The organism is Mycobacterium sp. ML4 (assembly GCF_054515735.1).
On record NZ_JBTNSY010000006.1, the window covers coordinates 169,289 to 191,713 of the forward strand.

Genomic DNA, 22,425 nt, shown 5'->3' on the forward strand with positions numbered 1-22,425 from the left:
CATCCGGCAGAGCCGTGGCGTCAGCGGGTTGTGGGTAGGGACAGCTGTTATGTCAGTGAGCGCGCGCCAGGCGAGGGTTGCCGAGCGCAGCAGGCCCGCGTGATAAGTGCGTCGATGAGCCGGTCGTTGTGCACGAACGGGGGCCGGGCTGGGGCAGTAGCCGGCTGGTCGAAGTGCTTATGGCCGTGAGTATCTGCCGATTACTTGACGCTAAGCCGGCTACTGCCACTGCCTTTCGACGGCCTTGACCAACGCGGCGAGCGTCGCGTTCACCGGTGCGTCAACGCCCACCCGCGCTCCCTGCCGCGGCACGGCGCCGTTGATGACGTCGATCTCACTGACCCGCCGCGAATCATGATCGAGCAGCGCCGAGGGCTTCGCATCCGGCATCCCGGCGCCGAACGCGCGGACGTGCTCGACGGGATCGGCCACGTCGATGGCGATGTCGGAGGCCCAGGCGACCCGTCAGGCCTCCGTCGCCGCCGCCCGGCTCACCGGGCCCATCTGCGGGTCGTCCATCACTTGGCCGACCGTCATCCCGGTCAGCGCACAGGGCGCACTGTAGGCGACATTGCAAATCAGCTTCTCCCACTGCATGGCAGCGATGTCGGTCACCGCCGCGGCGTCGAATCCGGCCTGCGCCCATACCCGCGCGACCGACTCCACCGCCGAATGCGCCAGGGTCGAGTAGGCGCCGAAACGCATTGCGCGCATGGCGTTGTGGTGGACATGACCCGGGGCGACCCGGGCGGCCCCGAAGCCGCTGGCGATCCCGACGATCAGGCGCTGGTCACCGACGATGCCGGCAACGGCCTCCGCCGAGCCCAGACCGTTCTGGATGGTCAATATCGTGGTTTCCTCGCCCAGCATCGGACGGGCGATGGTCGCGCAGGCGGGTTCGTCGTCGAGTTTGGCGTTCAAGTCCCAGCACGCCAGTTCCAGCGCCGCGGCCGCGGCGGCCCGGTCGCCGCGCGCTTCTCGTCGCGCAGGGCACACGCCGATACCGCTGCCGGGTCGAGCCGTCCGGAGTCATTCAGCAGCGTGTCGGCAGGCGCGGCGAGCAGCCGCGGAATCATCCGGTCGCGCAGGATCCCGCTCCGCGCGACGCGGCCGATCGAGTTGAACGCGACGCCTTCGACGCGCTTTCCGCGGTGGACGCCGATCAGCGCGACGTCATGGCCGGAGAAGTTGACCAGCGAGTTCGCCGGGCTGCCGGCCAGGTTGACCGCTCGCTCACAAATCTCGGTGAGTTTCGTCACTCGCTTTTGGTGAGCAGCACGGCTTGTTCGAACGGCAGCCTGGCGAACACCGGCCGCAGCCCGCGGCTGACATACGGTGCCGCGTCAAGCTTGGTCATCACCCGCGGGCCGGTCACGCCGAAGGTCTTGCCGTACCGCTGCAACCGCCCGCCACCGGCCGCTTTGAGGTTCTTCAGCCAGTCCCGGTCGGGCCCGTAAGTCAGCATGATCGCCACCCCGGGCCGTCCGTCGATCTCCGCGGTGAACACCACCAGCGGCGTGCGGAACGGCTTGCCCGAGCGACGCCCGACGTGTTCGAGAATGCCGTGCAGAGGAATCCAGCCGGCCCACAGTCGCTGGATGGGATTGGTCACGTAACGGTTGAACCGCGCCAGCCATTGCGGAAGTTGCATGACGTAACTCTTACACCCTGTAGTTGAACCCGTCGGCGCGGCTGGGACACTGGTCGGCATGGGTAGTGACCAGGCAACCGGGCGGGTGCGCGCCTCGGCGCAGCTGTTCTCCGATGCCTGCGCGGTGATACCGGGCGGAGTGAACTCGCCGGTGCGGGCTTTCACCGCGGTGGGCGGCACTCCGCGGTTCATCACCGAGGCGCACGGCTGCCGGCTCACCGACGCCGACGGCAATATTTACGTCGACCTGGTCTGCTCGTGGGGGCCGATGATTCTGGGTCACGCACACCCGGCCGTCGTCGACGCCGTCACCAAGGCCGCGGCCCACGGTCTGTCGTTCGGGGCCCCGACGCCCACCGAGACCGAACTGGCGAGCGAGATCATCGCCCGGGTAGCCCCCGTTGAGCGGATCCGGCTGGTGAACTCCGGCACCGAGGCCACCATGAGCGCGATCCGGCTGGCGCGCGGCTTCACCGGCCGGCCCAAGATCGTCAAGTTCTCCGGTTGCTACCACGGGCACGTCGACGCGCTGCTGGCCGACGCGGGGTCCGGGGTGGCCACCCTGGGGTTACCGTCCTCGCCCGGGGTAACCGGTGCGGCCGCCGCGGACACGATTGTGTTGCCCTACAACGACATCGACGTTGTCCGGAGTACTTTCGCCCGGCTCGGGGAGCATATCGCCGCGGTGATCACCGAGGCCAGCCCCGGCAACATGGGCGTCGTCCCACCGGCGCCGGGCTACAACGCGGCACTGCGCGCGATCACCGCCGAGCACGGCGCGCTGCTGATCTCCGACGAGGTGATGACCGGATTTCGCGTCAGCCGAAGCGGTTGGTACGGAATCGATTCCGTCGATGCTGACCTGTTCACGTTCGGCAAGGTGATGAGCGGGGGACTGCCCGCCGCGGCGTTCGGGGGGCGGGTCGAGGTGATGGAGCGACTCGCACCGCTGGGGCCGGTGTATCAGGCCGGCACCCTCTCGGGCAACCCGGTTGCTATGGCGGCCGGGTTGGCGACGCTGCGGGCGGCCGATGACGCGGTGTACGCCGCGCTGGACGCCAATGCCGACCGGCTCGCCGGGCTGCTCGCCTCAGCGTTGACCGAAGCCGGTGTCGCGCATCAGATTTCGCGGGGCGGCAATATGCTCAGCGTGTTCTTCGCCGACGCGCCGGTGACCGACTTTGCGTCCGCGCGCGCCAGCCAGACCTGGCGTTATGCGCCGTTCTTTCATGCCCTGCTCGATGCGGGCGTCTACCCGCCGTGCAGCGCTTTCGAGGCGTGGTTCGTCTCGGCTGCTCTGGACGACAGCGCCTTCGAGCGGATCGCTGACGCGCTACCCGCCGCGGCCGCCGCCGCGGCACAGGAGGAACACCCCTGATGGCCGAACAGACCCGGGTCCACGTCATACGGCACGGGGAGGTGCACAACCCCAGCGGCATCCTCTACGGCCGGTTGCCCGGTTTCCGCTTGTCGGAGAACGGCGCCGCGCAGGCCGCCGCGGTCGCCGATTACCTGTCGCACCGCGACATCGTCGCGGTGATCGCCTCGCCGCTGCAGCGGGCCCAGGAGACCGCGGCGCCCATCGCCGCCCGGCACAACCTGACGGTGGACACCGACCACGACCTGATCGAATCCGCCAACTTCTTCGAGGGCCGCAGGGTAAGCCCGGGCGACGGCGCCTGGCGTGACCCGCGGGTGTGGTGGCACCTGCGGAATCCTTTCACCCCGTCCTGGGGAGAGCCATACACCGAGATCGCGGTCCGGATGGCGGCCGCGACGGACAAGGCGCGGGTGCGGGCCGCCGGTCACGAGGTGGTATGCGTCAGCCATCAGTTGCCGGTCTGGACGTTGCGCATGCACGTGACGGGCCGGCGGCTCTGGCACGACCCGCGGCGCCGGGAGTGCGGGTTGGCGTCGGTGACATCGCTGATCTATGACGGTGACCGGCTGGTCGACGTGCAGTACGCAGAACCGGCGGCCCGATGATTCGTTGGTTGATCGCAGCGGTGCTCGCCGGGCTGCTCACGGGCTGCTCCGGGCGTGACGCTGTCGCGCAAGGCGGCACCTTCGAATTCGTCTCCCCGGGCGGGAAGACGGACATCTTCTACGACCCGCCGGACAGCCGCGGTCGTCCGGGCTCGCTATCCGGGCCCAGTCTGACGGACCCGGCGCGGACCATCTCCCTGAACGACTTCGCGGGTCGGGTCGTCGTCATCAATGTGTGGGGTCAGTGGTGTGGCCCGTGCCGGGCCGAGATCGCCCAGTTGCAGCGGGTGTACGACGCGACCCGCGACTCGGGCGTCGCGTTCCTCGGGATCGACGTCCGCGACAACAGCCGCGAGGCCGCGCAGGACTTCGTCAACGACCGGCACGTCACGTTCCCCTCGATCTACGACCCACCGATGCGCACCCTGATCGCCTTCGGTGGCAAGTACCCCACGACGGTCATACCTTCGACGCTGGTGCTCGACCGTCAACACCGAGTGGCGGCGGTCTTCCTCCGCGAGCTGCTCGCCGATGACCTGCAGCCGGTGGTCCAACGGATCGCCGCCGAAGCTCCGGCCACGACGTCGAGACCACAGTGACCGGGTTCGCCGAGATCGCTTCCGCGGGGCCACTGGTGGTGGCTCTAGGCGTGTGCCTGCTGGCGGGTCTGGTGTCGTTCGCGTCGCCGTGCGTGGTGCCGCTGGTGCCCGGCTACCTGTCCTATCTGGCGGCGGTGGTGGGGGTGGACGAGGACCAGGCAGATGGTCGCGGCACCCTCAAGGCGCCCCCGGCCGCACGCTGGCGCGTCGCCGGATCCGCGGCCCTGTTCGTTGCCGGGTTCACCACGGTATTCGTGCTGGGCACCGTCGTCGTGCTCGGCATGACCACCGCGCTGATCACCAACCAGCTGCTGTTGCAGCGAGTCGGCGGCGTGCTGACCATCGTGATGGGGTTGGTGTTCGTCGGGCTCATCCCTGCGCTGCAGCGCCAGGCCCGGTTCAGCCCTCGGCAGCTGAGCACGGTCGCGGGAGCTCCGCTGCTGGGCGCGGTGTTCGCGCTCGGGTGGACGCCGTGCCTGGGGCCGACGCTGACCGGGGTGATCACGGTGGCCTCTGCCACCGATGGCGCCAACGTGGCCCGCGGCATCGCGCTGGTGATCGCGTACTGCCTGGGGCTGGGCATCCCGTTCGTGTTGCTGGCGTTCGGCTCGGCCGGGGCGGTGGCCGGGCTGGGCTGGTTGCGCCGCCACACCCGGGCGATTCAGGTATTCGGTGGCGTGCTGTTGATCGCGGTCGGGGCCGCCCTGGTCACCGGGGTGTGGAACGACTTCGTGTCGTGGCTGCGCGATGCCTTCGTCTCTGACGTGAGGCTGCCGATCTGATGGCGCGAGCAGACACAAAATCGCACAAAACCGGGGGTTTTGGTGCGATTTTGTGTCTGCTCGCGCCAAAAGCGGTCGCCGGGAAGGCGCGCAACACCTGGCGGTCGCTGACGTCGATGGGCACCGCGCTGGTGCTGCTGTTCCTGCTCGCGGTGGCCGCAATTCCCGGCGCGCTGCTACCGCAGCGCAGCCTCAACACCGGCAAGGTCGACGAATACCTGCGGGCGCATCCGATGATCGGGCCGTGGCTCAACGAGTTGCAGGCCTTCGACGTGTTCTCCAGCTTCTGGTTCACCGCCATCTACGTGCTGCTGTTCGTGTCGCTGGTCGGCTGTCTGACCCCGCGGATCTTCGAGCATGCCCGCAGCCTGCGGGCCACGCCCGTGGCCGCGCCGCGCAACCTGAGCAGGCTGCCCAAACACGCCGAAACCCGTGCCGTCGGCGACCCGGAAGCCCTGGCCGACGCCGTCACCGAGCGGCTGCGCGGCTGGCGCACCGCCACCCGCCGCACCGGCGCCGCCGTCGAGGTCTCGGCCGAGAAAGGCTACCTGCGCGAATTCGGCAATCTCGTCTTCCATTTCTCGTTGCTGGGTCTGCTGGTCGCCGTCGCCGTCGGCAAGCTGTTCGGCTACGAGGGCAATGTGATTGTCATCGCCGATGGCGGGCCCGGGTTCTGCTCGGCGACGCCGGCGGCATTCGACTCCTTCCGTGCGGGCAACACCGTCGACGGTACATCTCTGCACCCGGTTTGCTTGCGCGTCAACAACTTTCAAGCCAATTATCTGCCGTCCGGGCAGGCCACCTCGTTCGCCGCCGATATCGCCTATCAGGCGGGGGACGATCTGATATCCAACACTTGGCGGCCCTACCGGCTCGAGGTCAACCATCCGCTGCGGATCGACGGCAACCGGGTCTACCTGCAGGGCCACGGCTACGCCCCCACCTTCACGGTGACCTTCCCCAACGGCCAGACCCGCACCTCGACCGTGCAGTGGCGTCCGGACAACCCGCAGACCCTGTTGTCCTCCGGTGCGGCGCGCATCGATCCGCCGGCCGGCAGCTACCCCACCGCTGAGGAACGCCGGCAGCACGAGATCGCGATCCAGGGCCTGCTGGCGCCGACCGAGCAACTGGATGGCGCCCTGCTGTCCTCGCGGTTTCCGGCGCTCAACGACCCCGCGGTGGCCATCGACATCTACCGGGGTGACACCGGCCTGGACACCGGGCGGCCCCAGTCGTTGTTCAACCTGGATCCGCGGCTGATCCAACAGGGCCGGTTGACCAAGGAGAAGCGGGTCAATCTGCGTGTCGGGGAGCAGGTGCGCATCGACCAGGGACCCGCGGCCGGCACCACGGTCCGATTCGACGGCGCCGTCCCGTTCGTCAACCTGCAGGTCTCCCACGATCCTGGTCAGGTCTGGGTGCTGCTCTTCGCGATCACCATGATGGCCGGACTGCTGGTGTCGCTACTGGTGCGCCGTCGCAGGGTGTGGGTTCGCCTCACGCCCCGGCCCGACACGCCGGGTACCGTCGGGATCGAATTGGGCGGCCTGGCGCGCACCGACAACTCTGGATGGGGCGACGAGTTCGAGCGGTTGACCGAGCGATTGACGGCCGGTTTCGACCGCGACCCCGATGCCGAACGAGCCGAAACGAAAGTGGACGTCACATGAACACCCAGCACATCAACATCGGCCTGGCCCGATATTCCGACTGGGCCTTCACTTCGGCCGTGGTGGCGTTGGTGGTCGCACTGCTGCTGCTGGCCTACGAGCTCGCCTACGTCCGTGCCCGCAAGCTCGAACCGGTCGCCGTACCGGCCGGAACCGTCTGCAGCGACAGCTCCGCACCTGGCATCGTGGCCGAGCATCCGCAGCGGCCGCTCGACGAACGGGTGGGTCGCGCCGGGCTGGCCGTGCTCTACCTCGGCATCGGTCTGCTGTTCGCCTGCATCGTGCTGCGCGGACTGGCCACCATGCGGGTGCCGTGGGGCAACATGTACGAGTTCATCAACTTGACCTGTATGTCCGGGCTGATCGCCGGCGCCGTCGTCTTGAGACGCCCACAGTACCGGCCGCTGTGGGTGTTCCTGCTGCTGCCGATCCTGATTCTGCTGACCGTGTCCGGACGTTGGCTGTACGCGAATGCCGCACCGGTGATGCCGGCGTTGCAGTCCTATTGGCTGCCGATTCACGTGTCGGTGGTCAGTCTGGGCTCCGGGGTCTTCATGGTCGCGGGCATCGCCAGCATCCTGTTCCTGATGCGGACGTCGCGGCTGGGTGAGCCGGACGCCCAGGGCAAGCTACCGCGTCTGGTGCAGCGGTTCCCGGACGCGCAGACGCTCGACCGGATCGCGTACCGCACCACGATCTTCGCCTTCCCGGTCTTCGGCTTCGGGGTGATCTTCGGGGCGATCTGGGCCGAGGAAGCGTGGGGCCGCTACTGGGGCTGGGACCCCAAGGAGACAGTGTCGTTCATCGCATGGGTGGTGTACGCCGCCTACCTCCATGCCAGGTCAACCGCGGGTTGGCGGGACCGCAAGGCCGCCTGGATCAACGTCGCGGGGTTTGTCGCCATGGTCTTCAACCTGTTCTTCGTTAACCTGGTGACGGTCGGCCTGCACTCCTACGCAGGCGTGGGCTGACCGACACCAACCGACCCGATCCCAGGGGCCGCGGGGCCGACAGAGGGGGAGCAGCAGTGTCAGAGCATCCGACGCCGGGCGCGGGGGCGCCGCGAGTCATCCCGGGCAATGGAGTCGACGCCGAGAGCGGAGAGCCCGCGAGCCCGGACCAGCCCACCGCAGAGTTCCAGCCACCGGCGGATCCCGCCGCCGAGGCGCCCACCCGGGCGTTCACCGGGTTCCGCACTGAGCGGCGGATACCGCCCGCCGACCACGGCACGGCGAGCATGGCACCCCCTCCCCAACCCGTCGAACTCGACCGCCCCCGGTGGGATGCCGGTCCAACGACCGGGCCGGTGACCGGCGTGACGCGGGTCGACCCGACGGCCTACGGCGCCTACTACCCGGGTCCGCCGGACGCGCCCAGCACCCAGGAAAGGCCTCAGTTCCGCCCGGAGCCGCTGCCGCACGCGCCGTATCCCGAGTTGTCCACGACCATGCTGTTGCGTCCGGTCAAGCCGCCGCCGTCGGAAGGATGGCGTCGCCTGCTCTACGTGATGTCGGGTCAACTGATCAACCTGGGCGAGAGTCCCCGCGCGACCCGGCACAACAACCTGGTGGCCCAGATCAACCGGCCCCTGCGCGGTTGTTACCGCATCGCGGTGCTGTCACTCAAAGGCGGTGTCGGCAAGACCACCATCACCGCCTGCCTGGGTTCCACCTTCGCCTCGGTGCGGGGCGACCGCGTGGTCGCGGTGGACGCCAACCCGGACCGCGGCACCCTGAGCCAGAAGGTTCCCCTCGAGACGCCGGCGACGGTACGGCACCTATTGCGTGACGCGGACAGCATCGACCGCTACAGCGACGTCCGCGGCTACACCTCGCAGAACTCTGACGGGCTGGAAATACTGGCGTCCGAAAGCGATCCGGCGGTGTCGGAGGCCTTCAACGGCGACGACTACACCCGGGCCGTGGACATCCTGGAGCGGTTCTACGGGCTGGTGCTCACCGACTGCGGCACGGGCCTGCTGCATTCGACGATGCCGGCGGTCCTGGCCAAATCCGACGTGCTCATCGTGGTCGCCTCCGGGTCCATCGACGGGGCCCGCAGCGCGTCGGCGACGCTGGACTGGCTGGAGGCCCACGGCCACGAGGACCTGGTGCGCAACTCCGTCGCGGTGATCAACGCGGTACGGTCGCGTTCCGGCAAGGTCGACATGCAGAAGGTGATCGACCACTTCGCCCGGCGCTGCCGAGCGGTGCGGGTGGTGCCGTTCGACGGCCACCTCGAGGAAGGCGCCGAAATCAGCCTCGACCGGTTGAAGCGCGATACCCGCGAGGCGGTGGCCGAGTTGGCCGCGGTGGTCGCCGACGCGTTTCCCAGCGACCCGCGACGGGCCGTCGCGAGCTTCGCCTAGCGCGGCTTGTTATCGCCCAATCGCCGCAAGAACTCCGGATCGTCGTCGGGCCCGATGACGCGGGTCTTCGGCGGCTTTGTCTGCGACCGCGCCGCGCGCCAGCCAAGATAGATCAACGTCCCCAGAACAAGGACGACGAGCAGGTACAGCACTCGACACCTCCTTTGGGCAAATATACCCGCGCCGTAGGCTCAGGCTGTGCCAGAAGCGCTCAGCGACAAGACCGATGATGGTGCAAACGCCGGCCGGGGTGTATGGGTCATCGGGCTCTACGTGACCGCCCGGCTGTTGCTGTTCGCGGTGATCACCGCCGCGATCTACGGGCTGGCCCGACTGCTCGGCGTGGCCGACTTCCCGCTCGTGTTGGCCGCCCTGGGCGGCCTGATCATCGCCATGCCACTGGGAATGTGGGTGTTCAGCCCGTTGCGGCGGCGCGCCACCGCGACGCTCGCCGTGGCCGGTGAGCGCCGGCGTCGCGAGCGCGACCGGCTCAGGGCCCGGCTGCGGGGAGATGCGGTCGACGCGGAACAAGATGAGGACGAGTCGTGACACCCGGAAGCGCCGAACTAGGACTGGTCGCAGATTCCGTTGTTTTGACCCTGCGGGGTTCCGCGTCGGGGCCTGCGCGGCTGGCGCCGCGAGAAACGATGGATCTACGTGCCGCCGTCGGACGGTCGAGGATGACTCGCCGCTTGTTCAGACTGCCGCCCGCGCAATCGCGGTCGCCGCGACGCGGACTTTTGCCGTGCCGGACAGCGACAGCCGGCGATCGTAGATGATGACCGGTGAGGACTTGATGCACGCCAGCAGTTGCCGGTAGATGCCCGCCATGGCAAGACAGCAGGCACCGCTGCGCCGGTCCAGATGTGGAATGAGCCTCAACCCGAGCGAGTACCAGTCCTCGGCGCGATCCGCGCACGCACGGACCAGCGCGGCGAGGGCACCGTTGGGGTCGTCGAGCACGCCGCGGTCGTCGACGGCCAGTCGCACCCCGGACCGGTCCAATTCGTCGCGGGGGAGATAGATCCGCCCGTTTAGCAGGTCTTCGCGGACATCGCGCAGAATGTTGGTCTGCTGCAACGCAATCCCCAACTGGTCGGCATACAGGGCCGTCTCCCGGTTGACCGGACCGAACACCGACAGGCACAGCCGGCCGATCGAGCCGGCCACTCGGCGGCAGTACACCACCAGCTGGCTGAAGTCTTCATAAGTAGTGCCGTCCACATCCATGCGGACCCCGTCGATCAGTTCGCCGAACGCCGGCAGGGGCACCGGGTAGCGCCGTGCCGCGTCAGCAAGGGCAGTCAACACCGGATCGACCGAAACGTCCGCGTGCTCTAACGATTCGCGCGTCGATGCCAGCGCCGAGCATTTGTCCTCCACCGGCATATCACCGTCGCCGATGTCATCGATGCGTCGTGCCATCGCATACAGGGCGCAGAGCGCCAACCGCTTCTGAGTCGGCAGCAGGCGAATGCCGTAGTAGAAGTTCTTGGCCTGCGTCCGGGTGATCCCTTCGCTGATCCGGTACGCCTCTGCCACCGTCCCTAGCTGCCTCATGGCCAGATACCGTTGTCGCCGCTCGGCCATACGAGCAGCGTCGCGGCCGCGCGCGCGGTGTCGCGGCGACGTGTGCGGGGTACGGCGCCGAGTACGTCATATCCAGCGCGCCGCAGCGCGTCCGCGGCGGCACGACCTCCCGCGATGTAGCCCGCGACGGCGACCCTGGCCCAGCCGTGCAGGCGGGAAAGCAGCGGCACGCCAGATTCGAGCAGACGGACGGCCCGGCGCGTCTGGAATTCCAGGAGCGCACGCAGCGCCGGACTGGCGCTCGGGGCGTCCAGATCGGTGACACGCACCCCGAAAGCGTCGAGGTCTTCAGCTGGTAGGTAGATGCGTCCCGCACGGCGGTCTTCGTCGACGTCCATGCAGTGCTCGAGAAGCTGCAGCGCAGTGCACACCCGGTCGGACAGCTCGGCGGCGGCGCGCGAGCTCTGGCCGAAGATATCAAGCACAAGCCGTCCGACGGGGTTGGCCGACAACCGGCAATAGCCGAGCAAGTCATCGAAGGTCTGGTAGTGGGTGACCCGTTGATCGGTCAGATTGGCCTCGATCAGCAAATCGAACGGCTCGGGGCTCAAGTCATGGGCCCGTACGGTCGGAGCCAGCGCACGCAGAACCGGTCGCCGAGGGCTGCCCCCCGCCCAGATCCGGTGCAGATCCTCACGAAAATCGTCCAGCGCCGCGATGCGGTTCCCGGCTTCTCGGTCGCCCAGGTCGTCGATGGTGCGGGCCACGGCGTAAAGGGCGTGCAGATCTGTGCGCAGCCCGGCGGGCAGAAATCGCATCGCCACCGGAAAATTCTCGTCTCGCTCGCGTTCGGCCATGGCGGCGGCGGAGCGGCGTGCGACACGCGAGCCACCACGCATCATATGCTGCGTCGAATGTCGCAAACCGCTGAGCGCATTCCCGAACGATAGTCCTGTACCGCACCAATTTGTCGCTTCCGACTCAAAATCTCGAAGACAACTCCGTCCACCATCGGCAAACAATTGGCTACGATTGCCTCGCGCTGGGTCAGAGATGTCAACGACCCTGGGTAGATCTGACACGCCGGGCATCAAGGGGTTGCGAATGCGCATCGCAATTGCCTGTGTCGGTACACGTGGGGATGCGCTACCGCTGCTGGAAATCGCGAAACGTCTCCGGGATGCGGGCCACGATGTGGCATTCGGCGGCAATGCCGACGTCGCGTTCCTGGCGGAACGTTTCGGATTCGCGCCGGTGATCCTCACGGCTCTTGATCTCAGCGCGTTTCTTGCCTCACCGGAGGGGCAACGAGCATTTTTCGAACGCGGAACCGTGGCTCAATTGCGGGCCATCGGGGACCAGTACCGTCGACACAGTCCGGAGATCGATGCCGCCCTGATCGAGTTGTGTCGCGGGACTGACTGCGTGATCACCATGCGAACGCTGCAGGAGAAGGTGGCGATCATCACCGCCGCCGCCGACGTGCCGATCGTATCCCTGCATTTACAGCCATTATCGCCGGCTGCGCCGGTGGCCCATCCCCTCGTCACTCCGGGCCTCCAGCGGCTTCCGTACCCGCTGTCCGGGCTGACCTATCAGCTGTTCGATCTGGGGCTGGACCTCAGTATTTGGCGCGATACCCGACGTCTGGCGCGACGCATCGGGTATCCGCGACCGGTCCTGCGGCCGTCGAAGACATTCCAGCGCAGTAAGCATCTGATCGTGGAAGCCTTCGGCACCGCCATCGTTGCCCGCAACAAGCGCGATTCCGCTGACTGCCGACGGATCGGGTTCATCCGTCCGGCCGGACAGCATGCCCCGTCCATGACTCCTGATCTGGTGAGATGGATCGACGCGACCGAAGAGCCCCTGGTCTATATCGGATTCGGCAGCACCCCGATGCCACGGTTGGGGCGGCTGTTGACCGAATTCGACACGGTCTGCGGTGTCCGTGGCTACCGCGCGATTGTCGCGGTCGGCTCATCGCAAATGAACACGATTACAGCGCCGTCGAATCGGATCCGGCTGGTGTCGGAGGTCGACCACACCGCTCTGTTCCCACGTTGTGCGGCGGTCGTGCACCACGGTGGCGCAGGTACCGTTGCCGCCGCGGCAGCCAGTGGCACCCCCTCAGTCGTGTGCAGCCAGGTGACTGATCAGTACTTCTGGGGACGGGCACTCAGGCGTCTGGGGGCCGGTGAACTCGTTCCACGAGGAACGTTGAGCGCGGTCGTCCTCGCCGATGCCGTCGAGCGGGTGCGAGCCGACCGGGTGCAGCATGCCGCAAAGCGGCTGGCCGCACGGATCCGCGGTGAACTCCGCGGTGCCGATCAGTTCATGACGGTCTTCGACGAGATGATCGCCGGGCGCACGTTTGATGCTCAGGCCTATTGACTAGTGCCGGCGGCCGAACTGTTCGACATCCATCCGCGCAGACCGCGCTGATCGTTCAGTCGCTGTGCAACGGCATCCGCACGACCTGCGCGGCGTAGGTCAGACCGGCACCGTAGCCGATCAGCAGAGCCAGATCACCCGGCTTTGCCGCGCCCTTGTCCATCAATTCCGCGATGGCCAGCGGGATGGAAGCCGCGGAGGTGTTCCCGGCGTGCTCGATGTCGTTGGCGACGACGGTGTCCGGGCGCAACTCGAGGTTCTTGACCAGCAGGTCGTTGATCCGCGTATTGGCCTGGTGGGGCACGAACACGTCGATCTGATCGGGCGCGACGCCGGCCGCCTCGAGCGCCCGGCGGCCGACATCGCCCATCTTGAACGCCGCCCAACGGAACACCGCCGGACCTTCGAGTCGCACGAACGGGCGCGGACCGCTCGGGTTCTGCGCGAACGTGATCCAGTCGATGTCCTGGCGGATCGCACTGGACTGCTCACCGTCGCTGCCGGCGATCGTCGGGCCGATGCCCTGGAACGGTGTCTCGCCCACCACGACCGCGGCGGCGCCGTCGGCGAAGATGAAGCAGTTCCCGCGGTCGTACATGTCGATGGTGGGTGACAGCTTTTCGGTGCCGACCACCAGCATCGTGCGGGCGCCGCCGCCGCGGATCATGTTTGTCGCGGTGCTCAACGCGTAGCCGAATCCGGCGCAACCCGCCGAGATATCGAAACCCAGCACATCTTTGGCACCGAGCGCGGCCGCGACCATGGGTGCTGCCGGCGGCGTCTGCAGGAAGTGGGTATTGGTCGTGACGATCACGCCGTCGATGTCAGCCCCGGACAGATCGGCGTTCTTCAGAGCCCGCCGGCACGCCTCGGCCGCCATCGAGGCGGCCGACTCATCGTCGGCGGCGAACCGGCGCGTTTTGATTCCGGTGCGGGAGTAGATCCATTCGTCGGACGAGTCGATCTTCTCGCAAATCTCGTCGTTGGTGACGACCCGCTCGGGACGGTACGCGCCGACACTGAGCAGTCCGATGTTCGTGGGGCCACTGACTGTGGCGATCTCGGTCATCAACCTCGTCCTTCCCGCACGCCGCAGCACCATCGCTTATGCCGCGGCGGGCGTGATCGACTCTAGGCGTGCTTGCTGAGCGCGTGCACCGGGGCCTTGGACACGCAGGGTCGAGAAGGCTTACCGGTTCAGCGCCAGCGCGCCGGCGACGGCGACGGCCCACACCACCATCGCCAGCCCGGTGTCGCGCAGCACCGGGATCAGCTCTGGGCCGCCGCTGCCGGAGCGCACCGGCCGGTCGGCCCGCACGGCCAGCGGGGCGGCCACCAGACCCACCGCGCACCAGGGCGTCGCAATCATCAGGACCAACGTCAGCAGGGCCGGGACGACCAGCAGCGTGTGGTAGAGCACACGGGTGCGGCTGTCCCCCAGGCGTACCGCCAGGGTGATCTTGCCGGACTGCGAGTCAGTGGGGATGTCGCGCAGGTTGTTGGCCACCAATACCGATGACGACAGCGCCCCAATGCCCACCGCCAGCACCAGACCCACCCAGTCCACCCGCAGGGCTTGCGTGTACTGCGTGCCGAGCACCGCGACCAGACCGAAGAAGATGAACACGGCGGCCTCACCCAGCCCCGCATAGCCGTACGGCCTGGACCCTCCGGTGTACAGCCAGGCGCCCAGCACGGATACGGCGCCCACGGCGATCAGCCACGGCGCGCTGAGCAGCGCCAGTGCCAGCCCGGCCACGCAGCCGACCGACAAGCTCACCAGCGCCGCGGTCAGCACCGCCCGCGGGGTCGCCGACCGCGAACCCACCAGCCGCATCGGGCCGGCGCGCTCGTCGTCGGTGCCCCGGATGCCGTCGGAGTAGTCGTTGGCGTAGTTGACCCCGACGACGAACGACACGGCGACACCGAAAGCCAGCAGCGCCTTCCACCACACCGCCGCGTGCAACCACGCCGCGGCACCGGTGCCCGCGATGACGGGGGCAACCGCGTTGGGCAGCGTGCGCGGACGCGCCCCGGAAACCCATTGGGCAAAACTGGCCACCAACGCATCCTGCCCTATGCCTAAGATTGCGCGGGTGCTCGGAGTGATCGGCGGTACCGGTTTCTATACGTTCTTCGACTCGGACGTCCGCACCGTCCGTCCGGAAACTCCGTGGGGTGAACCCAGCGCCCCCATCACCGTCGGTGCGATCGGCGAGCACGAAGTCGCCTTTCTGCCCCGGCACGGCACGGGGCACGAGTATTCGGCGCACACCGTCCCCTACCGCGCCAACCTGTGGGCCCTGCGCGCGCTGGGCGTGCGGCGGGTGTTCGCGCCGTGCGCGGTCGGCAGCCTGAGGCCCGGGATCGGGCGGGGCACGGTGGTGGTGCCCGATCAACTCGTCGACCGCACCACCGGTCGGGCCGATACCTACTTCGACACCGGCGGGGTGCACACCAGCTTCGCCGACCCGTACTGCCCGACACTGCGCACCGCGGTCACCGAACTGCCCGAGGTGGTCGACGGCGGCACCATGGTGGTGATTCAGGGCCCCCGGTTTTCCACCCGGGCCGAAAGTCAGTGGTTCGCCAGCGCAGGTTTCAGCGTGATCAACATGACCGGATACCCGGAGGCCATCCTGGCGCGCGAACTCGAATTATGTTATGCAGCAATAGCTTTGATTACCGACGTGGATGCGGGGGTGGCTGTCGGCGAGGGCGTGAAGGCAGAGGACGTCTTCGCTGAATTCAAACAGAACATGGGGATGTTCAAGGAGCTGGTGCGCACGGCGATCGGCCGCGTCGCACCCGAGCGCACCTGTACCCACTGTCTGCAGCATGCCGGGGTTTCGCTGCCGTTCGAGCTGCCATGAGGGTGCTGCTCACCGGCGCGGCCGGGTTCATCGGGTCCCGGGTGGATGCCGCGCTGCGCGCAGCCGGCCACGAGGTGATCGGTGTGGACGCATTGCTGCCCGCCGCGCACGGCCCCGATGCCGTGCTCCCGCAGGGCTGTCACCGGGTCGACGTGCGCGACGCCGACGCATTGGCTCCGTTTCTGGCGGGTGCCGACCTGGTGTGTCACCAGGCCGCGATGGTCGGTGCCGGGGTCGATGCCGCCGATGCACCCGAGTACGGCGGGCACAACGATCTGGGCACGACCGTGCTGTTGGCCCAGATGTTCGCCGCCGGGGTGTCGCGCCTGGTATTGGCGTCGTCGATGGTGGTGTACGGGCAGGGGCGGTATTCCTGCGGCGAGCACGGACTGGTCGACCCGCGGCCCCGGCGCCGCAGCGATCTGGACGCCGGGGTATTCGAGCACCGCTGCCCGTACTGCGGCGACCCGGTCGGTTGGCAACTGGTGGACGAGGACGCGCCGCTGCGACCGCGCAGCTTGTACGCGGCCAGTAAAACCGCGCAGGAGCACTATGCGCTGGCGTGGTCAGAGGCCACCGGCGGCTCCGTCGTGGCGCTGCGTTACCACAACGTGTACGGCCCGGGCATGCCACGGGATACGCCGTATTCCGGGGTGGCGGCCATCTTCCGCTCGTCACTGGAAAAGGGTGAACCGCCGCGGGTTTACGAAGACGGCGCTCAGATGCGTGACTTCGTGCATGTCGACGACATCGCCGCCGCCAATGTGGCGGCGGCGACGGCGGAGGTGCAGGGCTTCATCGCGGCCAACGTCTGCTCCGGTCGCCCCATCTCGATCCGCGAGGTGGCCGTCGCGTTGTGCCAGGCGCGCGGCGGGGAATCGTCCCCGGTCGTCACCGGGCAGTACCGCAGCGGGGACGTGCGCCACATCGTGGCCGATCCTGCCCGCGCCGCCGATGTGCTCGGGTTCCGAGCCGCCATCGAGCCCGCGCAGGGACTGCGGGAGTTCGCCTTCGCTCCGTTGCGGTAGCCGTCCTTAGGACGGGTTGCCGGGCGGCCGGTAGATCTTGGGGCGCACCGGTCCGGTGGTTTCGCTGGACCGGAAGATCCGCGGCGCCGGCCCCGGCGCGGACAGCACCGCGTTCGGGGCGTCGTGCTGGGTTCGGGCCGCCCCGAACTGCATCGTCCCGGCCTCCGACGGCGGCGGGGCAGGGCCGGGGCGGGTGGGGATGGGCACCGGCGGGCGGGTCGTGGGACGCTGGGCCGGACCCTGCCGGCGCGGGCGTCGCCGCGGCTTGCGGATCCGGGCCGCGATGATGACCGCGGCGAAGACGCACAGCGCCAGGCCGCACAGCGTCACGTCGAAGGTGCTGGTGATCTGCTGGGCCAGACTGTTCCCGTAGACCGGGTTGACGGGCCCTTGCGGCGCGAAGCGCGGGGCCAGCACGACCCCGAGGATGACGCGCGAAAACATCAGGGAGACCACCAGTCCGCTCAACACGGTGATGAGCCGCGACCGCAGCGGGCCGGACGTCAGCCGCGCGCGCAGCCACAGCGCCAGCGCCGCAGCCGTCACATCGAACGTCGCCAACGTCAGGGAGGTGTAGGGGAAGGCGGGATAGTTGAGCATCACCGCGACCACCAGATCGGTAATCCGCATCAGCGCCGAACCCGCGCACCCGACGACTATCAACATCAACGCTTTTCTGATCGCGCCGCGCCACACCTCCCGGTCGTTGCGCACCTCCGCGCCGCAGAACAGGGTCAGCGGAACAAACAGGGCCGCTGCCGCCACCCAGGCCAGATAACCCTCGTAGCCCACTCCCGCCATCGAGGTGTTCTGAGCGATGCCGTGAAACGCGTCGATCTCACGGCCGACCGGAAGAAGCCACACCGTCATCGCGGCCACCAGCGCAGAGCCGGCCAGCGCGACGGTGGCGAACCGCGACGCCGGGGTGTTGCGCAGGATCCACCGTGAGGCCACCAGCACCGCGGTCAGGGCCACCACGCCGTACACCACCGCGGTGAGAATGACCGCGGTGTTGCGGGTACCGAATTCCGAGCCGTCGACGCCCTGCAGGGCGTAACGCACGCGCCAGCACAGGTTGAACCCCGCGGTCAACGATGCCCCGAACATCGATGCGTAGCCGATGATCCGGGCGGCGCGCAACCATCTGTGGTAGCTCGCTTCGTCCATGGTCGGGCTGGTCAACATCGGTTGCGCCGCCAGCAGCGCACCCGCGACCCCCAGCCATCCCCCCGGGCCGATGCCGCCGGGCACGTTGACCTGACCGCCGAACCGGATCGACTCGAATACATCGAAGACTACGAAGCCCAGCACCAGCAGCAGGTAGGGGATGTTGAGTGCGAGCCGCAGACCTGCGCCCCGGCGGGGTTCCGAGCGGGCAAGCGACACGATCGCCGATGTGACGGACAGCGCGGTGACCGACCACAGCAATATCCACAGCACCGTTCTGCTGTCCGGGACTGCGTAACCGAAGTACAGGTTCCACGGAAAAAGCAGTGCCAGGGCGAGGAAGACGATGGCGACCAGATCACGAAGGACGTTGCGCGCCCGGGTGAGTCGCCGGGAATTCTGCGGGCCGGGGACCGGCGGCTTGAGGCTGACGTCGCTGGGCCCGCTGTCCGGCCCCGGCTGCGGCTGCCGGCCGGCACCCGGGGGCGCCTGTCGCACACCCGCGATGGGTCCGGTCGGCGTGTCGTCGGTGTTCAGGCTCACGATGCCCCCCAGGGATCGAGGTCGGGTGCTGCCGGGGCAGGTTCGGCGGTGTTGTCAGGGAACCCCCTGCCGGGCCCGCTGCGTTGTTCCCTTGCGAACATATTCTCCATTCGGATGTGCGGCCGTGGCTGTGAACAGGTTATGAACGTGGACGGGATCCTTGGTGAGCATCCCTAGGAGTGGAAATCCGATTACGCTGCGCTCATGGGGTTGCCTTGACGCCCGAATGACGAATATTTGCCGACGGTACAAAGTGTAATGATGCCGGGACATTGCTGGTCGTGGGGTGGCCGGCCCGAAGGGGAGCCATAAATGGACGTCGTGTTGGGGGTGGCCGTCACCGGCCGGGTCGCACGCCTGGCTCTGGTCGCCGCGGGCGGCCGCGGTAACCAGGTGATCGACCAGTCCACGGTCGAACTGTCCCATGACCCGGTCGCGGACCTCACCGAGACGGTCGTCGGCACGAATCGACTGCTGGCCGACGAGGGCCACCGCCTGCGGGCCACCCGACTGGTCTGGTCGGACCCGTACCTGGCCCGCCAGCTGCGGGATGCCCTGGATTACGCCCGTCTGGCGAACGTCGAGGTGGTGTCGGAGTCGCGGGCTGCCACGGCCTTGCTGAACCCCGGGCGCGGCGCCGCCGCCGTGCTGTTGGTCGGCAATGAGACCGCCAGCCTGGCGGTGACGGGGGATCCGGACTCGCCGCCGACGGTACTGGCGTCGACGCCGATGGAGAGTGATCCCGGGGCAACGTTCGACACCCTGATGTCCCAGATCCCCGGTCAGGCCGGTAGCCCGAACGATGTGCTGGTGGTGGGTAGCTCCTCCGAGAACACGGCCATGTTCGCCGACCATCTGCAGTCTGCCTCGACCATGGGCGTACAGATCCCGGCGGACCCCGACTTTGCACTGGCCCAGGGTGCGGCCGCCGACGGCGTCAGTGCCACGACGGCTCACCCGGCGTTGCCCGCCGACGCGACGATGGCGGCGCCGGTGATACCTGCCGACGGGCCTGGCGCGGCCGCGGGTTCTTCAGTCGACGCTCCCATGGCGCATCAGGGTTGGTCGTCCGGGGCGCCCGGGGGTGGACCGACGTCGTCGCCGGACGCGCCGGGGTGGTCGGCCGGTGGACCGACGTCGTCGCCGGACGCGCCGGGGTGGTCGGCCGGTGGGCCGGGCGGTGGGCCCGGTGGCCCGACGTCGTCGCCGGACGCGCCGGGGTTGGGTGCGACGATGGCGCATCAGGGTTTCGCCCAACACGCGCACGGACATCAGGGCTTCGCCGGCGACGCGACGATGGCCGCGCCCACCGCGTCCCCGGACGCGACGATGGCCGCACAGGTCCCCGGCGATGCGACCGCCTACTTGTCCTCGCCCGACGCCGGGCAACCCGGCACCGGAGGCGAGCAGCTGGCCTATTCGGAGGCCAGTGAGTACGACATCCTGCCGATGGACACCGACGGCTTCGGTGAATACGGCGATGAGTACGACGAATTCGACGACGGCGTCGACGAGGACGACCCGGAAGCCGGCGGACAGCCGCACAATCTGCGGCGACTGCTGATCAGCAACGCGGTCATGGGGTTCGCGGTACTCGGATTCGCTTCGCTGGCGGTCGCGGTCGCGGTCACCGTCCGCCCCACCGCGTCGACACTTCCGGTCGAAGGCCACCAGAACGCTCAGCCGGGCAAGTTCATGCCGCTGCTGCCCACCGAACAGCAGGCTCCGGTTCCGCCGCCGCCGCCCGACCTGCCTACCGCGGGCTTCCAGGGCGGCAGCATTCCGGCCGTGCAGAACGTTCCTCGACAGGCGCCGGTGCAGCCGGCACCCGCGCCTCAGCCCGCCGCGCCGGTGCCCGTCCCGGCGCCGATTCCGGTTCCGATCGTTCCGCCCTACCCCGGCTGGGTGCCGGGCATGCCTACGTGGCCGGTGGTGACGCCGACCTACACGACGCCGCCGACGACGCCCTACACCACGCCGGTGACCACCACACCGCCGACGACGCCCCCCACCACGCCCCCCACAACGCCGCCCACCACCCCGCCCTCTACGACGGTTCCGACGACCACGCCACCGACCACGCCGGCGACGACTCCGCCCACCACCGCACCGACGACGCAGGCCCCGTATTCGACGACGATTGCGCCCACCACGGCCGCGCCGACCACCGTCGCGCCGAAGCCGACTACCGCTGCGCCGCAGCCCACCACGTACGCGCCGCAGCCCACCACGTACGCGCCGCAGCCCACGCAGGCGCCGCAGCCCACGCAGGCCCCGCAGCCCAGGACGCAGGCACCGCAGACGCAGGCACCGCAGACGCAGGCGCCGCAGACTGTGGCGCCCAAGCCGCCGACGCAGCAGGCGCCGAAACCGCCCTCGGGCGGCAGCAGCGGCGGGCCACGGTGATCTGATCCGGCCGCGACAGGATTTCCCGTGTCCGCTGTGACGGTTGTGCTGCCCTGCCTCAATGAGGAGGAGTCGCTCCCTGCGGTGCTGGCCGCCATTCCGCCGGGCTACCAGGCGCTGGTGGTGGACAACAACAGCACCGATCGCACCGCTGCCGTGGCCGCCAGCCATGGTGCCCGGGTAGTCACCGAGCCGCGGCCGGGATACGGCGCGGCGGTCCATGCGGGTGTGGTCGCCGCGACGACACCCGTCGTGGCTGTCATCGACGCCGACGGATCGATGGACGCCGCAGAGCTGCCCAGGCTGGTCGCCGAATTGGACCGAGGCGCCGACATGGTGACCGGCCGGCGCCGCCCGGTGCCCGGACTGCACTGGCCGTGGGTCGCACGGGTGGGCACCGTGGTGATGAGCTGGCGACTACGTACCCGCCACGGTCTGCCGGTACACGACATCGCGCCCATGCGGGTTGCCCACCGTGAGGCGCTGTTGAAGCTGGGTGTCACCGACCGGCGCTCTGGCTATCCGCTGGAGCTGCTGGTCCGGGCCGCGGCCGCCGGCTGGCAGGTGGTCGAACTCGATGTCAGCTACGGCCCGCGGACGGGCGGCAAGTCCAAAGTGAGCGGGTCGCTGCGAGGCAGCATCACCGCGATTCTGGACTTCTGGAAGGTGATCTCGTGAATCTGCCGGTCACGGTGCTGGTGGTCGCCAAGGCGCCGCAGCCGGGCCGGGCCAAGACCCGGCTGGCGGCGACGGTCGGCGACCGCCTCGCCGCCGAGATCGCGGCCGCCGCGCTGCTCGACACACTGGATGCCGTGATGGCGACCCCGGTGGCCGCGCGGGTGGTCGCACTGACCGGTGACCTGGACGCCGCAGCGAACGCCGACGAACTCCGGCGGCGGCTCGAGTCGTTCACGGTGGTCGCGCAGCGCGGCGACGACTTCGCCGATCGCCTGGCCAACGCGCACGCCGACGCCGGCCGCTGCGGCCATCCCGTGTTGCAGATCGGGATGGACACGCCGCAGGTGAGCGCGGGGCTGCTGACCCAGTGCGCGCGACGGTTGCTGCAGTCCGCGGCCGTGCTGGGGATGGCGCTCGACGGGGGATGGTGGGTGCTCGGCGTGCACAACCCGGCTTTGGCCGGCTGTCTGCGCGGCGTCCCGATGTCACAACCGGATACCGGTGAACTGACGCTGAAAGCTCTGCGCGGCAGCGGTATCGAGGTCGATCTGGTGCAGCGGCTGGCCGACGTCGACGTCATAGACGACGTCGCGGCCGTGCGCGAAGCCTGCGGTTCGGACAGCCGCTTCGTGCGCGCGACGCGTGCCGCCGGTCTTTGAGGTGCCTGACTCCCGACGGCTGGGTTGGACCGACGTGCCTGTTCCGGCTGGATCGTGTGTTGTCCGGCGCGATTGGGAGTAGCCGCGA

Annotated in this window: 22 protein-coding genes and 1 pseudogene; 14 read left to right on the plus strand and 9 right to left on the minus strand. The window is 68.7% G+C overall.

Annotation, left to right across the window (positions count from 1 at the left end):
• Positions 1-219 precede the first annotated feature (219 nt).
• The 3 genes and pseudogenes from ACX9NE_RS08575 to ACX9NE_RS08585 all read right to left on the minus strand — a co-directional run.
• Positions 220-888 (minus strand): annotated as a pseudogene (locus ACX9NE_RS08575) (ketopantoate reductase family protein); the annotation flags it as partial.
• A 29-nt stretch (positions 889-917) separates the two neighbouring features.
• Positions 918-1,259: a hypothetical protein gene (locus tag ACX9NE_RS08580; protein WP_459361257.1), complete on the minus strand. Its 342-nt coding sequence runs from the start codon at positions 1,257-1,259 to the stop codon at positions 918-920.
• Positions 1,256-1,651, minus strand: coding sequence for a nitroreductase family deazaflavin-dependent oxidoreductase (locus ACX9NE_RS08585; RefSeq protein ID WP_459361258.1), 396 nt, complete (start codon positions 1,649-1,651; stop codon positions 1,256-1,258). Before ACX9NE_RS08585 ends, ACX9NE_RS08580 begins: the two co-directional genes overlap by 4 nt.
• A 58-nt stretch (positions 1,652-1,709) precedes the next feature.
• Here ACX9NE_RS08585 and hemL point away from each other — a divergent pair, with 58 nt between their 5' ends.
• The 7 genes from hemL (at position 1,710) to ACX9NE_RS08620 (ending at position 9,059) form a co-directional block, all read left to right on the plus strand.
• Positions 1,710-3,029: a glutamate-1-semialdehyde 2,1-aminomutase gene (gene hemL / locus ACX9NE_RS08590; RefSeq protein ID WP_459361259.1), complete on the plus strand. Its 1,320-nt coding sequence runs from the start codon at positions 1,710-1,712 to the stop codon at positions 3,027-3,029.
• The gene (locus tag ACX9NE_RS08595; RefSeq protein ID WP_459361260.1) at positions 3,029-3,637 is read left to right on the plus strand and encodes a histidine phosphatase family protein; all 609 of its coding nucleotides are present in this window, start codon (positions 3,029-3,031) and stop codon (positions 3,635-3,637) included. The genes hemL and ACX9NE_RS08595 overlap by 1 nt, the downstream gene beginning before the upstream one ends.
• Entirely contained in the window at positions 3,634-4,236 is a 603-nt protein-coding gene (locus ACX9NE_RS08600) for a TlpA disulfide reductase family protein (protein ID WP_459361261.1), read from the plus strand. Before ACX9NE_RS08595 ends, ACX9NE_RS08600 begins: the two co-directional genes overlap by 4 nt.
• Entirely contained in the window at positions 4,233-5,018 is a 786-nt protein-coding gene (locus tag ACX9NE_RS08605; RefSeq protein WP_459361262.1) for a cytochrome c biogenesis CcdA family protein, read from the plus strand. Before ACX9NE_RS08600 ends, ACX9NE_RS08605 begins: the two co-directional genes overlap by 4 nt.
• 116 nt (positions 5,019-5,134) lie before the next feature.
• Entirely contained in the window at positions 5,135-6,691 is a 1,557-nt protein-coding gene (gene resB / locus ACX9NE_RS08610; protein ID WP_459361360.1) for a cytochrome c biogenesis protein ResB, read from the plus strand.
• Positions 6,688-7,662, plus strand: a complete 975-nt coding sequence (gene ccsB / locus ACX9NE_RS08615; RefSeq protein ID WP_459361263.1) for a c-type cytochrome biogenesis protein CcsB — start codon at positions 6,688-6,690, stop codon at positions 7,660-7,662. Before resB ends, ccsB begins: the two co-directional genes overlap by 4 nt.
• A 56-nt stretch (positions 7,663-7,718) precedes the next feature.
• Positions 7,719-9,059 (plus strand): MinD/ParA family ATP-binding protein, encoded by a 1,341-nt coding sequence (locus tag ACX9NE_RS08620; RefSeq protein WP_459361264.1) that lies wholly within the window; start codon positions 7,719-7,721, stop codon positions 9,057-9,059.
• Here ACX9NE_RS08620 and ACX9NE_RS08625 read toward each other — a convergent pair.
• On the minus strand, positions 9,056-9,211 hold the full coding sequence (locus ACX9NE_RS08625; protein WP_459361265.1) for a hypothetical protein: 156 nt from the start codon (positions 9,209-9,211) through the stop codon (positions 9,056-9,058). The two genes, ACX9NE_RS08620 and ACX9NE_RS08625, sit on opposite strands and share 4 nt — an antisense overlap.
• 46 nt (positions 9,212-9,257) lie before the next feature.
• On the opposite strand from ACX9NE_RS08625, the gene ACX9NE_RS08630 reads away from it, so the two are divergent.
• Positions 9,258-9,608, plus strand: coding sequence for a DUF4229 domain-containing protein (locus tag ACX9NE_RS08630; RefSeq protein WP_459361266.1), 351 nt, complete (start codon positions 9,258-9,260; stop codon positions 9,606-9,608).
• A gap of 147 nt (positions 9,609-9,755) precedes the next feature.
• On the opposite strand, the gene hpnD is transcribed toward ACX9NE_RS08630, so the two are convergent.
• Positions 9,756-10,619 carry a presqualene diphosphate synthase HpnD gene (gene hpnD, locus ACX9NE_RS08635; protein WP_459361267.1) on the minus strand — a complete coding sequence of 288 codons (864 nt, stop codon included), beginning with the start codon at positions 10,617-10,619 and terminating at the stop codon, positions 9,756-9,758.
• Positions 10,616-11,491, minus strand: coding sequence for a squalene synthase HpnC (gene hpnC / locus ACX9NE_RS08640; RefSeq protein ID WP_459377715.1), 876 nt, complete (start codon positions 11,489-11,491; stop codon positions 10,616-10,618). Before hpnC ends, hpnD begins: the two co-directional genes overlap by 4 nt.
• Between hpnC and ACX9NE_RS08645 the strand changes: the two genes are divergently transcribed.
• Positions 11,445-12,983, plus strand: coding sequence for a glycosyltransferase (locus ACX9NE_RS08645; RefSeq protein ID WP_459377716.1), 1,539 nt, complete (start codon positions 11,445-11,447; stop codon positions 12,981-12,983). The genes hpnC and ACX9NE_RS08645 overlap by 47 nt on opposite strands.
• Before the next feature lie 55 nt (positions 12,984-13,038).
• Here the strand turns inward: ACX9NE_RS08645 and fabH are convergent, their stop codons facing one another.
• Positions 13,039-14,052 (minus strand): beta-ketoacyl-ACP synthase III, encoded by a 1,014-nt coding sequence (gene fabH / locus ACX9NE_RS08650; RefSeq protein ID WP_459361269.1) that lies wholly within the window; start codon positions 14,050-14,052, stop codon positions 13,039-13,041.
• A gap of 120 nt (positions 14,053-14,172) precedes the next feature.
• Positions 14,173-15,045, minus strand: coding sequence for a 1,4-dihydroxy-2-naphthoate polyprenyltransferase (locus ACX9NE_RS08655; RefSeq protein WP_459361270.1), 873 nt, complete (start codon positions 15,043-15,045; stop codon positions 14,173-14,175).
• Positions 15,046-15,061: 16 nt separating this feature from the next.
• On the opposite strand from ACX9NE_RS08655, the gene ACX9NE_RS08660 reads away from it, so the two are divergent.
• Both ACX9NE_RS08660 and ACX9NE_RS08665 read left to right on the plus strand, forming a co-directional pair.
• Positions 15,062-15,856, plus strand: coding sequence for an S-methyl-5'-thioadenosine phosphorylase (locus ACX9NE_RS08660; RefSeq protein WP_459361271.1), 795 nt, complete (start codon positions 15,062-15,064; stop codon positions 15,854-15,856).
• Positions 15,853-16,884: an NAD-dependent epimerase/dehydratase family protein gene (locus ACX9NE_RS08665; RefSeq protein WP_459361272.1), complete on the plus strand. Its 1,032-nt coding sequence runs from the start codon at positions 15,853-15,855 to the stop codon at positions 16,882-16,884. Before ACX9NE_RS08660 ends, ACX9NE_RS08665 begins: the two co-directional genes overlap by 4 nt.
• A 6-nt stretch (positions 16,885-16,890) precedes the next feature.
• Here the strand turns inward: ACX9NE_RS08665 and ACX9NE_RS08670 are convergent, their stop codons facing one another.
• Complete coding sequence (locus ACX9NE_RS08670) at positions 16,891-18,594, minus strand: DUF7937 domain-containing protein (protein WP_459361273.1); 1,704 nt, start codon at positions 18,592-18,594, stop codon at positions 16,891-16,893.
• A 312-nt stretch (positions 18,595-18,906) separates the two neighbouring features.
• On the opposite strand from ACX9NE_RS08670, the gene ACX9NE_RS08675 reads away from it, so the two are divergent.
• The 3 genes from ACX9NE_RS08675 to ACX9NE_RS08685 are packed head-to-tail and all read left to right on the plus strand — an operon-like array spanning position 18,907 to position 22,337.
• On the plus strand, positions 18,907-21,000 hold the full coding sequence (locus ACX9NE_RS08675) for a hypothetical protein (protein ID WP_459361274.1): 2,094 nt from the start codon (positions 18,907-18,909) through the stop codon (positions 20,998-21,000).
• A gap of 27 nt (positions 21,001-21,027) precedes the next feature.
• Entirely contained in the window at positions 21,028-21,678 is a 651-nt protein-coding gene (locus ACX9NE_RS08680; RefSeq protein ID WP_459361275.1) for a glycosyltransferase family 2 protein, read from the plus strand.
• On the plus strand, positions 21,675-22,337 hold the full coding sequence (locus ACX9NE_RS08685) for a TIGR04282 family arsenosugar biosynthesis glycosyltransferase (protein WP_459361276.1): 663 nt from the start codon (positions 21,675-21,677) through the stop codon (positions 22,335-22,337). Before ACX9NE_RS08680 ends, ACX9NE_RS08685 begins: the two co-directional genes overlap by 4 nt.
• The last annotated feature ends 88 nt before the right edge of the window (positions 22,338-22,425 follow it).

Bases quoted from the DNA above. Each gene is read 5' to 3' on its own strand.
- ACX9NE_RS08585 (WP_459361258.1), bottom strand. From the start codon at position 1,651: ATGCAACTTCCGCAATGGCTGGCGCGGTTCAACCGTTACGTGACCAAT.
- hemL (WP_459361259.1), top strand. From the start codon at position 1,710: ATGGGTAGTGACCAGGCAACCGGGCGGGTGCGCGCCTCGGCGCAGCTG.
- ACX9NE_RS08595 (WP_459361260.1), top strand. From the start codon at position 3,029: ATGGCCGAACAGACCCGGGTCCACGTCATACGGCACGGGGAGGTGCAC.
- ACX9NE_RS08600 (WP_459361261.1), top strand. From the start codon at position 3,634: ATGATTCGTTGGTTGATCGCAGCGGTGCTCGCCGGGCTGCTCACGGGC.
- resB (WP_459361360.1), top strand. From the start codon at position 5,135: ATGGGCACCGCGCTGGTGCTGCTGTTCCTGCTCGCGGTGGCCGCAATT.
- ccsB (WP_459361263.1), top strand. From the start codon at position 6,688: ATGAACACCCAGCACATCAACATCGGCCTGGCCCGATATTCCGACTGG.
- hpnD (WP_459361267.1), bottom strand. From the start codon at position 10,619: ATGAGGCAGCTAGGGACGGTGGCAGAGGCGTACCGGATCAGCGAAGGG.
- ACX9NE_RS08645 (WP_459377716.1), top strand. From the start codon at position 11,445: ATGGCGGCGGCGGAGCGGCGTGCGACACGCGAGCCACCACGCATCATA.
- hpnC (WP_459377715.1), bottom strand. From the start codon at position 11,491: ATGATGCGTGGTGGCTCGCGTGTCGCACGCCGCTCCGCCGCCGCCATG.
- fabH (WP_459361269.1), bottom strand. From the start codon at position 14,052: ATGACCGAGATCGCCACAGTCAGTGGCCCCACGAACATCGGACTGCTC.
- ACX9NE_RS08660 (WP_459361271.1), top strand. From the start codon at position 15,062: ATGCCTAAGATTGCGCGGGTGCTCGGAGTGATCGGCGGTACCGGTTTC.
- ACX9NE_RS08665 (WP_459361272.1), top strand. From the start codon at position 15,853: ATGAGGGTGCTGCTCACCGGCGCGGCCGGGTTCATCGGGTCCCGGGTG.
- ACX9NE_RS08675 (WP_459361274.1), top strand. From the start codon at position 18,907: ATGGACGTCGTGTTGGGGGTGGCCGTCACCGGCCGGGTCGCACGCCTG.